11 protein-coding genes are annotated in these 12,299 nt (G+C 50.7%); 4 read left to right on the forward strand and 7 right to left on the reverse strand.

What is annotated here, in order from left to right:
- Positions 1 to 46 precede the first annotated feature (46 nt).
- The 3 genes from D328_RS0121035 to D328_RS0121045 form a co-directional block, all read right to left on the reverse strand.
- The gene (locus D328_RS0121035; protein ID WP_018887019.1) at positions 47 to 844 is read right to left on the reverse strand and encodes a TPM domain-containing protein; all 798 of its coding nucleotides are present in this window, start codon (positions 842 to 844) and stop codon (positions 47 to 49) included.
- Entirely contained in the window at positions 844 to 1,875 is a 1,032-nt protein-coding gene (locus tag D328_RS0121040; RefSeq protein ID WP_018887020.1) for a hypothetical protein, read from the reverse strand. Before D328_RS0121040 ends, D328_RS0121035 begins: the two co-directional genes overlap by 1 nt.
- 110 nt (positions 1,876 to 1,985) lie before the next feature.
- Positions 1,986 to 2,717, reverse strand: coding sequence for a PspA/IM30 family protein (locus D328_RS0121045; RefSeq protein ID WP_018887021.1), 732 nt, complete (start codon positions 2,715 to 2,717; stop codon positions 1,986 to 1,988).
- Between the two features lie 152 nt (positions 2,718 to 2,869).
- Between D328_RS0121045 and D328_RS0121050 the strand changes: the two genes are divergently transcribed.
- Positions 2,870 to 3,769 carry a glucose 1-dehydrogenase gene (locus tag D328_RS0121050; RefSeq protein WP_018887022.1) on the forward strand — a complete coding sequence of 300 codons (900 nt, stop codon included), beginning with the start codon at positions 2,870 to 2,872 and terminating at the stop codon, positions 3,767 to 3,769.
- 134 nt (positions 3,770 to 3,903) lie between these two features.
- Here the strand turns inward: D328_RS0121050 and D328_RS0121055 are convergent, their stop codons facing one another.
- The 4 genes from D328_RS0121055 to D328_RS0121070 all read right to left on the reverse strand — a co-directional run bounded on the left by D328_RS0121055 (position 3,904) and on the right by D328_RS0121070 (position 9,790).
- On the reverse strand, positions 3,904 to 4,851 hold the full coding sequence (locus D328_RS0121055; RefSeq protein WP_018887023.1) for a ring-cleaving dioxygenase: 948 nt from the start codon (positions 4,849 to 4,851) through the stop codon (positions 3,904 to 3,906).
- A 344-nt stretch (positions 4,852 to 5,195) separates the two neighbouring features.
- Positions 5,196 to 5,867 carry a response regulator transcription factor gene (locus D328_RS0121060; protein WP_018887024.1) on the reverse strand — a complete coding sequence of 224 codons (672 nt, stop codon included), beginning with the start codon at positions 5,865 to 5,867 and terminating at the stop codon, positions 5,196 to 5,198.
- Position 5,868: 1 nt separating this feature from the next.
- Positions 5,869 to 8,985 (reverse strand): ATP-binding protein, encoded by a 3,117-nt coding sequence (locus D328_RS29525; protein WP_169445811.1) that lies wholly within the window; start codon positions 8,983 to 8,985, stop codon positions 5,869 to 5,871.
- Between the two features lie 154 nt (positions 8,986 to 9,139).
- On the reverse strand, positions 9,140 to 9,790 hold the full coding sequence (locus tag D328_RS0121070) for a hypothetical protein (RefSeq protein WP_018887026.1): 651 nt from the start codon (positions 9,788 to 9,790) through the stop codon (positions 9,140 to 9,142).
- A gap of 284 nt (positions 9,791 to 10,074) precedes the next feature.
- Here D328_RS0121070 and D328_RS0121075 point away from each other — a divergent pair, with 284 nt between their 5' ends.
- The 3 genes from D328_RS0121075 to D328_RS29530 all read left to right on the forward strand — a co-directional run bounded on the left by D328_RS0121075 (position 10,075) and on the right by D328_RS29530 (position 12,294).
- Complete coding sequence (locus tag D328_RS0121075) at positions 10,075 to 10,698, forward strand: hypothetical protein (protein ID WP_018887027.1); 624 nt, start codon at positions 10,075 to 10,077, stop codon at positions 10,696 to 10,698.
- An 87-nt stretch (positions 10,699 to 10,785) separates the two neighbouring features.
- A complete protein-coding gene (locus tag D328_RS0121080) occupies positions 10,786 to 11,412 on the forward strand; it encodes a hypothetical protein (protein WP_018887028.1) in 627 nt (208 codons plus the stop codon).
- 33 nt (positions 11,413 to 11,445) lie between these two features.
- The gene (locus D328_RS29530) at positions 11,446 to 12,294 is read left to right on the forward strand and encodes a M12 family metallopeptidase (RefSeq protein ID WP_018887029.1); all 849 of its coding nucleotides are present in this window, start codon (positions 11,446 to 11,448) and stop codon (positions 12,292 to 12,294) included.
- Positions 12,295 to 12,299 lie beyond the last annotated feature (5 nt).

The following is a 12,299-nucleotide window of genomic DNA, read 5'->3' on the forward strand; positions in this document are numbered from 1 at the left end:
CCTTCGTCGTCAACCTTGTGAATGTATCCTGAACTCGTTCCTACATTTAAAATGAACCCCTGCTGCCACTATGGGAATGACCTCCGCCCGTCGTTCCACCGCCACCGCCACCCGAAGAATTGTTCTTCGGTATTGCGGTCTTTGTCGTCGTCGTGTGCAGGTATTGATCCCGGCGCTGCAGTATGCCTGATGTACCACTATCCTCATAGGTGCTGCCATTCACGGTAATTCGCCCGCCAGACCGATAGGCCATGATCGCTACAGCTCCCCCTCCAACTGCCAAGGATACAATGAGCTGAAACCAGCCATTGAAGAGAATATTGTCCGGATTCATACCCGGCGGATACCCCATATAGCGATCTGCTGTCTGCAGATAGATCTGGAACGCCTCAGCATAATCACCGCTTGATAATCTCGGTGTGATGCGTGCACGTATTTTATCCAGTCTCCCATTATCGAGGTAATCTTCAGCCTTGTAGAAGCCGGCCAGATAGACATCACGATTGTACATATCCAGCGTCAGAATGACTGCATTCCCATGCGCATGGTCATATCCAGGTGCCCGTTCATCATAAAAATTCTGTGTCAGCAGAATTACATCGGTATTCTCAGGATTATTGGTCGTGTACACAATCATATCCGTCTCACGATTCGCGCTGTATTGGTTAGCCAGTATACCCAGTCGTTCCACTTCCTGCGGATTAAGCAAGCCCGCTTCGTCATAGATCAAGGTTTTGTGCTCTGTAGAAGTAGCTGTAGAAGCTGTAGCAGAAGCTATAGGCCCGTGTAATGCTCCGGCTGTCCATATGAGCAGTACCGTCAGCAATATACCGAATCTTCTCATCACCAGAAGCCTCCTCCCATCATGAAGGATGCAATCTTCAAGGTAAGCAGTGTTGCCCCGGCAATACCCGCGAACCAGGTAGCCATTTTCATTTTACTGAGTGGCGGCTTGCCGACCACCTTGCCTGTCTGACCATTCATGGCAAAGGCATGCTCCATGCGATTGTAATCATAGACGACCATCCACACTGGCAGCAGGACATAGTCAGCATCCTTCATCTGCGTATCAATCTGTCTATCGACATTCGTCACGGTGGCATAGCCTGCCATGGAGTTACGAATATAGGAATCAATATAAGAGCTGATCTTGCTCTTGGCACGAGGCAGCAGCTCTCCATCATCATAGCTGTAGCTCTCCGCGATGAATCCGGCCAAATAAGGTGATTTGAAGCTCTTTAGCTCCCTGAGAGGGAATGGCTCCAGCTTATCCATCATATGATCATCCATCTTGGCGGCGGCATCAATCGGCACATCGACGTAATTAAGACGTATTTTGCGATAAATATCATAATGGCTTGTCTCGGTATATTGGTAGTCGCCACTCGTATAGCTGCGGACCTTCGTGCCTCGGGCCTGTACTTCAATATCATTGTCCAGATCATACAGCCAGTAAGGCACATAGATCCCTGTAATTCCCTTGATCCGGTCCGCTGTCATGAAGCCCCTTGGCGTAAGCAGGCCGTTCCGGCACCATTTCTTGAAGGCTGCGATCGCCTCCTCCTTGCTGATGGAGAACGGAATGATCTTCACCGGAGCTCTTCGTCCTGTCAGACGATCTGCAAGCACAACCGGCGAGCCGCAAAAGCTACAAGAGGTAGCTGTCGTCTCTGCATCGGTCATCAAGTCCGCACCACAGCTATTGCAGTGATACTCTCTGGCTTCATTATCTGTAAAAACAGACTGCTTCAGGGGATCGGGAAAGTCCTCGATCCGTTCGGTTCTCCCACAGCTACTGCAAGCCAACATGCCTTTCGTGCTGTCAAAGGCCATGCTGCCCCCGCAGCTTGGGCATTTATAATCAATAACCGGCATTATTCACCTCACATTCTCCGTTCATGCCTATTACGGTCCATATAATCGTTGCATAGACGTGAATTTCCTCCCTGAAGGAAGGTCCTTCCTCCAAGCAACGCGATAATCCCCTATTCTCCACGGTCTACCTTGGCCTTGAGTGCAGCCAGCTCTGCTTCGGTGTCCAGCACGATGTCCGTTGCCTGCGTGAGATGATCCTTCCCACCGCGCTCCGCATTCTTGCCAGCCTCCTGCCGCTCCAGCTCGGCAATGAGCTCATCCAGATCATCCTTACGCTCACCCCGAAGCTCCGCCAGTGCCATAGCCTCATCATAGGCCTGATTGACCTTCTCCTCCAGCGCACCGAATACAGACCCAGCTCCTTCACCGCCGGTATTCATGGCATTCAGCCGCTCCTGCTGTCTCGTCTCGGCCATCTTGTCCTTCAGCTGAGCCCGGCGCTCCTCCAGACGCGACAGGTCATCGGTAAGCTTATCCTGCATACGCTCCATTCCTGTTGCCGCTGCTGCTGCCTGATCATAAGCTACCTTCAGCGCTTGATGCTTGCGGGCCTGATCACTCTTGCGCTCCAGAAATGTGCGAGCCTGCTGCTCATTTCCGTCCCTAACCGCACGCTCGGCATACCTATGAAGCTTATCCATCTCGGCCTGGGAGTCCTCCATGGCACGCCTTGCCCTGCGTTCTTGTGCTTGCACCGAAGCGGACTCCGCTTTGACCTGGCCCAAATCCTGCTGCATACTTCGCATGTAACGTTCAATGGCCTTCTCTGGATCATCCGTCCGTTCCAACAAAGCATACACATTGCTTTTCATTACATCTCTGAACCTCGATAGGATTCCCATATCGTAATCCCTCCTCCAAAGGTTGTATCTACCTATATAATACTCGAACTAGGCCCAAAAGGATTCATATCTTGTCGCACTCACCATTTCCTAGGCGAATGCATAGGCTAACCGTATGATCTGAGGACGCCCAATAAAGGAGGAACTGCTGCATGAATCCGGTATACCCATTTTACAGTAAAACAACGGTATGTAAGGAACAGAACATCGCCTTCCCACCACAGCATCAGGATCGACAGCCGGGCTTAGAGACCCTTATGGTACCGCAGCCCATCAGTGAAGATCTCGCCTACATCGGTAGCTGCAAGCTTAAAGACAAGGTGGCTATTATTACGGGTGGTGATAGCGGGATCGGGCGAGCAGCAGCAATTGCTTTTGCCAAGGAGGGTGCTGATATCGTCATTGCCTATCTTTATGAACGGACAGATGCAGAACGAACACGGCAGCGGATTGAGGAGGTCGGGGGGCGCTGTCTGTTACTTGAGATCGATCTGAGGCTGAAGCAGAATTGCGAGGCAGTCATTCGTGCTGCGTTAGATACTTTCGGCAGGATTGATATACTGGTCAACAACCATGGGGTGCAATATGTTCAATCCAGCATTGTACATATCACAGAGGAGCAGCTATACCAGACGTTCCAGACTAATGTCTTCTCCTATTTCTTCCTGATACAAGCGGCGCTGCCACACATGAGCCGTGGAGCCTCCATTATTAATACAGCCTCCATAACGGCATATAAAGGAAATGTGCAGCTGATCGACTACTCCTCTACAAAAGGGGCGGTCGTGTCCCTGACCCGCGTGCTGGCCAAATCACTTGCTTCTCAGGGAATTCGGGTGAATGCCGTAGCACCTGGTCCGATCTGGACGCCGCTGATTCCTTCCAGCTTCTCCGCTGAGGATGTCATGGTCTTCGGGACCGATACTCCTATGGGCCGAGCCGGACAGCCCTATGAGCTGGCGGCAGCTTATGTATATCTGGCCTCCCGGGATTCATCCTATGTCACCGGGGAATGTGTGCATATCAACGGGGGAGACATGGTCACGACCTGACCCCGCTTCCTACTTCTGCTCGATTCAGAAAAAACCTCCACATCCACTGTACGTACATAGTGGAAATGGAGGCTCTTTTACGTTACATAAGATGAATTGGTCTTGGCCTGCTTAGAAGCTGCAAGCCCTCTTCATTAACCCTGCCGTGGTGGAATGCGCACTTCAATAGGTTGCAGGTTGCCTTCGATCAGCTCACGCTTCGGCTCGAACCACTCTGGCAGCATCAGCTTCTGGCCCAGGCTTTCCTTAGGCTCATCATTGGCGAACCCTGGTGGATCTGTAGCAATCTCGAACAGAATTCCCCCCTGCTCCCGGAAGTAGATTGCGTTGAAGTACTGACGGTCAATTACATTGGTAGGCTGGTAGCCATAAGCCTGAACGGCCGCTCTCCACTGCTCATGCTGATCGAAATCCGATGCCCGCCAAGCGATATGGTGAACCGTACCTGCACCACCATACCCTGGAGCCTTTCTGGCCAGCGGGATATCAACGATATTACCGATGTCCCCGCTTGCACGATAACGTGCATACTCGCCATCTTCCCCTACTTTGGTCATTCCGAGCAGGTTCTCCATTTCATCCATGGTGCGCACAGGATTCGTGCTATAGAGAATTGCACCACCGAAGCCCTTGATCGCTGTATCCGAAGTAATGCCGTCATGTGTCCAGGTGCCGTTAGCACCACCCTCACGCTCGACAAGCTCCAGCTTCAGCCCTTCGTTGTCCTCGAATTGCAGATAAGTCTCTCCGAAGCGAGTAGCAGTCGTCACTGCGATCCCGAAGCTCTCCAGACGATTCCGCCAGAATTCCAACGCCCCTGTAGGCACTACATATGATGTAACGCCCACCTGTCCACCGCCGACTCTCCCCTTCGGTGTATCTGCAGCCGGGAAGAATGTAATGATTGTACCCGGGCTACCGTGTTCGTCACCAAAATACAAGTGGTAGATATCCGGGGCATCGAAGTTCACCGTTCTCTTCACCAATCTCAGGCCAAGAATACCGGCGTAGAAATCAACATTACGCTGTGGATCGCCTGCAAAAGCAGTGATGTGATGAATACCTGTTGTTTGAATTGTCATTTGAAAAACCTCCCATAGGTTATAGAATGCCGATTAGACTGCTCATCATGTATGTTCAATTGCATTTACCTTAATTGCGTTTACCTCAATTTCGTTTATCTTGATTTAAAGATATAACAATTCGTAATTGTTGTCAACACTTTTTCTAAACATCATTGTCTTCCTCAAGCTTCTTCTGTTTCTATTTATAATGAACCACTCTTCACTGATCTTATTTGCATAAAAAATTAGCCTGACCTACAGGCCAGGCTTGTCTATCCGAAATGTAATGAGGACTCCATGCTTATTCGATGCTTACGTAGGAATGCTTATCCCAAGATTAATCTCGCCTAACCGTCCGTTGGCTAGCCAGAGGTCATGAGCTTATTCAGGTAGGCAACAGCCTGCATCCGGTCGCTCGTACCGAGCTTGCTATAGATGACGCTGATATAATTTTTCACAGTGCCCACGCTAATGTACAGAGTCTCCGCAATCTCCGTGTTGGTCATGGGATGCACCATCAGTGCAATAATCTGTCTCTCACGCTCGGTGAACTCAATGCTCATGCCGTGAAGCTTCTCCTGGTTCAGAGCAACGGGCTCTACCTTGGACATGGAGGACAGACGTGCCGCCAGCTTGGCTGCAATCTCAGGTGTCAGTAGATGACGCCCTTCTACAGCATCACGGATCGCCTTCAAGAGCGTAGCCTTGTCCATATCCTTCAGCAAGTAGCCCATGGCCCCGGCAGCCAGTCCTTCTATAATATACTCGTCGTCCGTAAAGGTCGTGAGGATCAAGATCTGGGTGTGAGGACAGCGCGCCTTGATCTTGCGAGTCGCACGAATACCGTCCATAATCGGCATCTGTACATCCATCAACACCAGCTCAGGCTGCAGTCTGACGCTTAGGTCATAAGCCTGCTGGCCATCCTCCGCCAACCCGATCACCTCCAGATCCTCCTCCAGCTCCAGTACGGTATGCAGGCTTTCTCTGAGGAGCCGCTGATCATCTGCAATAATGATTCGAATTCGCTCCACGTCAATCTCGCTCCTTCTTTAAATGTATAGTAATAAGGCAGCCCTTCCCCCCATCGGAGCCAACGGTTATCTGGCCTCCCAGACGATGCACAGCTTCCTTCATCGAAGAAAGCCCTATACCGGGCTGCTCTGGAGCATAGGGATGGCCTGTATTTCTTAAGCTGAATTCGATCCAATCATCCTGTTCAAGTAACTGCAGCTGGAAGGCACGGCTATGTCCATGTCGGATGCCATTCGTAATTCCCTCTTGCAGCGCATCGTATAGAACCCTTTGCTGCTCGGGGCTCAATGATGCCTCACCCACCTGCAGCTCACACTGCACCTGAATTCCCGTATACGCCTCCGTCTCCTGAATCAGATGCTGAATTCGCTCCGCAAAAGGACGCCCATGCTCTCGTTCGTATTGTTGCTGCTCATCCCCATGCTCCTTCAGTTGCCTCAGCGACCTGCGGATGCTGCTGAGACCACGTCGCACCAGCTCCTGGGAATTGCTCATGTACTTGAGCGCTTCCTCTGGCTTGCTCGGGATCAGACTCTTGCCAGCCTCAAGCTGCAGCAGGGTCGTCGTAAGGGAATAGCCCAGCGCATCATGAATCTCCTTCGTAATGCGCTTTCTCTCCTCCTCAGCGCTAATATCGGCTATGGCTACTGCTGTCTCCTTCATGGTCTGGCGCATCTGTACCGTGCGCTTGATGACCTCTTTCTCCAGACTATGATTCCAGGTCGCCAGCTTCAGATGCAGCTCTACTCTGGAAAGGAGCTCCGCTCGCGTGATCGGCTTGATGAGATAATCCGTAGTGCCTGCGTCGAAGCCCAGCTCGATATCCTCTGATTGATTGCGGGCCGTAAGGATCAGAATAGGGATTCGTTCCCCGTATTGGTCCCGCAGAACTCGGCATAGCTCATAGCCTGACATGCGGGGCATCATGAGATCCGTAATAATGAGACTCGGCTCACAGCCTTCAGTCAGCTGCTCAAGAGCTTCCTGTCCGCTGCTGGCTTGTACTACGATGTAACCTGCGGAGGAGAGATGATTATGCAGAATCTGCAATATAATCGGATCATCGTCCACAATCAGAATACAAGGCGATTCACACCTCTCCCTCCTCTGTCCCTCCGTGTTCTCCTCTTCCCTCATGCCTTCCAAGTACGGGGTCGGTATGGATTCCAGCTGCTGATGTAGCTCAGCAAGGGCTAGACCAGATGACTTGTATAGCTGAGTCTTCACATCCGTCCTAGTCTCGGCATCCATAGGCATAGCTTGGCAACTTGGATCGTGTAAAGGAAGCGTGAAGCTGAATGCTGCCCCTTCTCCCTCGGTCGATCTGACCCAAATGCGCCCTCCATGAAGCTCCACCAGATGTCTGGTGATACTCAAGCCGATACCCGTACCACCGTATAATCTGGTGATCGAGCCGTCTCCTTGCTCGAAGGCTTCAAAGATCGCCTCTTGTCGATCATGAGGTATCCCGATGCCCGTATCGCGCACCGTTATGCACTGCCACTGACCGAGTGTAGACGCCTCCAGCGTGATGGAGCCAGCATCTGTGAACTTCAATGCATTGCCAATGAGGTTGCTCATGATTTGCAATACACGATTCTCATCAGCATACACGAGCACGTCAGCCGGAATCTGATTGTTGAAGGCAACCGTCTTCCCTTCCGTTAGAGGCTTCAGTAATCTGATTACCAATTCGGCAGCCTGATGCATATGCAATACTGTCGGCTGCAGAACGATCTCTTTATCCTGCAGACGCGTAAAATCCTGCAGATCATGCACCAAATGGGACAACCGCTGTCCACTGGATTGAATCAGACGCAGCTGACGCACAGCCTCAGCAGGAAGCGGGCCCGCAGCCCCCGCAGCGAGTGATTCAGCCAAGCCGATCATCCCCTGTAACGGTGTCTTCAGCTCATGTGAAGTGTTATGCAGGAACTGATCCTTGGAGCGATCCAGCTGAAGCAGACGATCCGAGAGCTGCTCGATCCGCGTGAATGCCTTGGAGAAGTTAATCGATAATAGCAAGGATTGCAGCAAAATAAACACGAACATTCCAAACGGGACAAGTGTGCCAAATTGCGTCAGATTGTTATTATAGAGGACATCATTCAACGCGAAGACGAAAAGATTGGCGAAGGCAATCAGCAGTAGAGTCGTGCCTGCCTCTTTTTGCAAAGCAGCAACCCCTAATCGAGCAAGGATGTAGATCAGGACCACAAGGATTAACACCTGGTAGTAGAGCAGCGTGAAATGATAGATACGAACAGGGGTGAGCAAAATCAATAATGACAGGACCCCACTGATCGCACACACCGCTCTGACAATGCGCAGAGAGTAATAGGACGGATATAGACTGTAGATGAACAGGATCAAGAGAGGAAGACCCAGATACACGGTCACATAGGATATCTTGACGAATATCTCCTGCGTCATGTCGGTGAACAGCATCAGAATAAATCGCTCATTCACTGCTAATGTACGTGCTGCCATCATGAAGCAAAATAGCGAGAAATACAGCGTTGACCAATTATGCCTACGCAGGACATACAGCACCATGTGATAGATGGCAATCGTGAACATGGCCCCGAACAAGAACAGATCTCTTGCCAAGCCTTCCTGGCGCAGGGTTGTGATCTGCTCCTGGGTACCAAAAAGAATGCTCTTATCAATTCCCCCCGTCGGAAATGAATAATTAGCGACCTGCAGCATGAGCTCAAGCTCTGTACCCTGATGATGGAATAACACGACTGGCCTGCCATAGTGCCCGGTTGTCGATGCTGGACTTGTTCCAGCCTCACCAACGCTAGAGACGAGTGTACCGTTAATGTACAGTCGGTAGGCCGAGTGGACACTTTTCAAATATAGACCATACAGCCCATCCGTCGCTGCTGTCTGGATCGTCAAGCGATAGGTAGCATAGCCGCTATCCTGTATTCCGAGCGGGGCTTCGGCACCCGACTTCCATATACCCGGCACTTGGACGTAGCCTGTATTACAGCTCTCACAGTTCACTTCGGCTCCAGACGAGAGTGCCGGGTTCGTATATTGTTGCCAGTCCAGAGCCCATTCCCCGTCTAATCGCACGGCTCCATCGTGGTCTGCATCCCAAGACTTCAAGTCCAGAACTCCCTGCTCGGCAATATACGAAGCTGCAGCTTGAGGCTGAGGCAGAGTCATGAACAGGCATATGGAGAATATCGTGCATATCCACCATAGCGAGCCTCGTCTGGTCGTTATTAGCCGAATCTTAGACGCATTAGCCAAACCTGTGTCACATAGCTTCATTCTCTTCGACAGTCGGCAGTCCATCAGCCAGCAGATAGTATTCTTCAGACCATGTGGCACCATGCAGCGGTTGTACCTTGCCTTCGCTGGAGAAGTCAACAGGCCAATAGCTGTTCGGCACTGGAGAAGCTGGTAGCAGACCGAGCTGCATAGACGTGTAAGCGAATAACTGGCTGCAGAACATACTGTGATGCCCCGGATTCACTCCAAGCTTGCCAGCCATTACGATCTCCAGCATTTCCACCTCATTCGGGAAGACAGCTCCATGAACCTCTTGAATGGTCTTCAGCAGTGCCTGCTCCATCGCTGGAGTACGCTCCATATCAAGTAACCTGAAGGCGAACATGGGGTCCCATAGATTATCAATATCTGTGCGGAGGCGCTCATATAGTGGTACAAGCATCGGGCCATTCTTGGTCTTGCCAAGCAAGACATCCTTCACATTGTCAAATGTCGTCGATTCCCACAGCAAGGGATAGTCATATTGGGGCAATCGCACAATCATACCAATATGGGACCAGGGTGACCCTTCGATGAATTCAATCATAATGCTTTCATGCATGACACTGTGACACAGCAGGATATCGCCGGTCTGCAGACGGGGTTCAATGTCTGCATATTTTACCGTTTTTTTCATAGCGCCTACCTCCTTTTTATGGCATTTCCTGGTACGAAATGCCTGACTTCATTATATGGATTACCGAGTAAGGCCGTAAAGAGCTCAGAAGGAAATCGATAACATAAAACATTCAAAATGTATATGACTTCGGTCATGTATACATTCCATATTCAAGGCATATAGCGTCATGTCAAGTCATGACTTTGGCTACTAACCCCGACTCCTGCAGCTGGATTACAGTAAAGGTGCACCTCACAGGATGCACGCACTTATACCCAAAAACATTTTAGGAGGAATTACACATGTCAACAGCTACAGGCACAACCTACTCTGTAAAGATCAAAAACAATGGTACTCATCCCGGAAGCTTCGCCCTCTACAAAGAAGATCCGGACATGATGAACCCCGACACGCTGATTCTGGCTTGGCTCGCAGAGCCATCTGCCAACGGACAAGAGACGACGATCTCCTGGACCGTGGAATATGGTTTCTACTGGACCAAGGTCAAAAGTCCGGAGCCAGGAACCACCATTACATCCACAGCCTCTAAAGACGCCGATCTGAAGAGCAACAACTCTATCGGGTTCAGCAAGCTAACTGGTGGCACCTATGTTCTCTCGGAGACAAGCTCAGCTGGCCATCAGAATATTCTGTATGTACACCAGGATGAGACAATTGAGGTAGACGATAACGCATTCATCGGCATTCTGATCGACAACCAACCGGTTGTTGCCAAGAGAGCTCAGCCGAGTACCATTACAGAGTTCACACCACACCCTACTTATTATCTGATCTATGGCGACATTGAGCAGGGAGCCGTCATTGATGTAAGCGAATATTCCGATCAGGCTTTGAAAATCACATTCGATGGTGTAACCGAACACAATGTGGTGCTGAATGAGCGCAATCAATTGCACTTGGTCTAAGGTAAGAGAAGGGAGCTATGCGGGAATCTATCCCGTGTAGCTTCCTCTACAAGGTAGAAGCAAATTCCTGCGAGGAGTCCGAGGATCGTGCCTAACTACACTCTTTCTGTGACGAATCACGCCACCTTCAGCGCCAATATATGTCTGTACTATGTGTTCGAGCAGCTTAAGGACCCTAGTGCACTCACTTACATTTACATGTCCGTTCCCTCCAGCCCTGAGACGACCGACCTGAAGCTTGGCTGGGAGCCAGGGCTACAGTTCATGTGGCGCAAAGAATCCATTCGTGGAACGGAGCAGGGCATACAGTTGAACCATATGCAGGTCACCGATGCGCAGCTTACACGTAGCAATGGCGTGAACTTATCTCGCAACACGGCGGGTGGATACCAGCTCTCCCCCACCTTCGCTGCCTTTGATCGGGATCGATACTATATTTCAGCAGACCGCACCATCGTCGCACAGGATAATGCCTATGTCGGAATGGCTCAGAACGGAGCTCCCCTCGTAGCTGTGAAGGCGCATCCCAACACGATGACAGCCTTCCACCCGAGACCCCGGCTCTATTTGACCTACGGCTTCTGGCAGGCGGGCGAGATCATTACTCCCGACATGTATGCGGAGTACAGCCTTAAGCTCGACTACGAGACCTCGACACATCTGGCGGTCACTATCTCTTCCTTGAACGAGCTGCATGTGACAGACCGCTCCTGATCTACAAAATTTGAAGTTATGGAGGGTAAGTATATGCCATATGAAAATGAATCTGCAGAAATATACGCCCCGGATCTGCTAGACAAAGGAATTCCTGAATCTGGCTATGTATTCCTGGCGGATGACAAGACTCCCATCAAGGTGGATTATATGGAATACGATCAGTTAGCCGTATTTGATGGAGATATCGTCGTAGCAACAGCCGCTCGAATGAAGCAGCACACCGCCCTTGTGGAAGGCTTACTCGCCCAGGGCCTCGACGAAGTTCCTCATCCTCAGGTCATCATTGATATGCGTCGCCTGTGGCCACAAGGGAAGGTCTATTATAGCTTCGACACCTCCGTCGATGAGGCCAACAAGAAGAAAATCAACACAGCTATCGCCAATATTGCGGCTTCCTGCAAAGGCGTAAGCTTCACCCCAAGGACAACGCAGCCCAATTATATCTCGTTCACCATGGGCGACGGTTGTAGCTCCTATGTCGGAATGCAGGGCGGCAAGCAGGCGATTACGCTGAGCCGTAACGGGTATGTCGTCGGAAATGTCATTCATGAGATCAGCCACGCTCTTGGATTGCTTCATGAGCATACCAAGCCTAACCGCGATCAATATGTACAAGTCCATCAAGACAATATTATTGCCCGTGCACTTCATAACTTTGATATTGTGAACCATCCCAAGCTCTTCAAATCCATGGACTATGATTATGGCTCCATTATGCATTATGGGCGAACAGCCTTTGCGAAGACGAAAGGAACAGAGACCCTGACACCGACACAAGCAGGTGCTAGTATCGGGCAGCGTTCTCAGCTATCCAAGCTAGATAAGGAAGGCATCAATGCATTGTATACAGGCAAAAATGTGTATCAGGACTCCCTGTAAGCTGT

The organism is Paenibacillus massiliensis 2301065 = DSM 16942, from assembly GCF_000377505.1.
GTDB lineage: Bacteria > Bacillota > Bacilli > Paenibacillales > Paenibacillaceae > Paenibacillus > Paenibacillus massiliensis.

Excerpts from the sequence above, each read along its gene's own strand:
- D328_RS0121035 (WP_018887019.1), bottom strand. The coding sequence starts at position 844 with ATGAGAAGATTCGGTATATTGCTGACGGTACTGCTCATATGGACAGCC.
- D328_RS0121040 (WP_018887020.1), bottom strand. The coding sequence starts at position 1,875 with ATGCCGGTTATTGATTATAAATGCCCAAGCTGCGGGGGCAGCATGGCC.
- D328_RS0121045 (WP_018887021.1), bottom strand. The coding sequence starts at position 2,717 with ATGGGAATCCTATCGAGGTTCAGAGATGTAATGAAAAGCAATGTGTAT.
- D328_RS0121050 (WP_018887022.1), top strand. The coding sequence starts at position 2,870 with ATGAATCCGGTATACCCATTTTACAGTAAAACAACGGTATGTAAGGAA.
- D328_RS0121055 (WP_018887023.1), bottom strand. The coding sequence starts at position 4,851 with ATGACAATTCAAACAACAGGTATTCATCACATCACTGCTTTTGCAGGC.
- D328_RS0121070 (WP_018887026.1), bottom strand. The coding sequence starts at position 9,790 with ATGAAAAAAACGGTAAAATATGCAGACATTGAACCCCGTCTGCAGACC.
- D328_RS0121075 (WP_018887027.1), top strand. The coding sequence starts at position 10,075 with ATGTCAACAGCTACAGGCACAACCTACTCTGTAAAGATCAAAAACAAT.
- D328_RS29530 (WP_018887029.1), top strand. The coding sequence starts at position 11,446 with ATGCCATATGAAAATGAATCTGCAGAAATATACGCCCCGGATCTGCTA.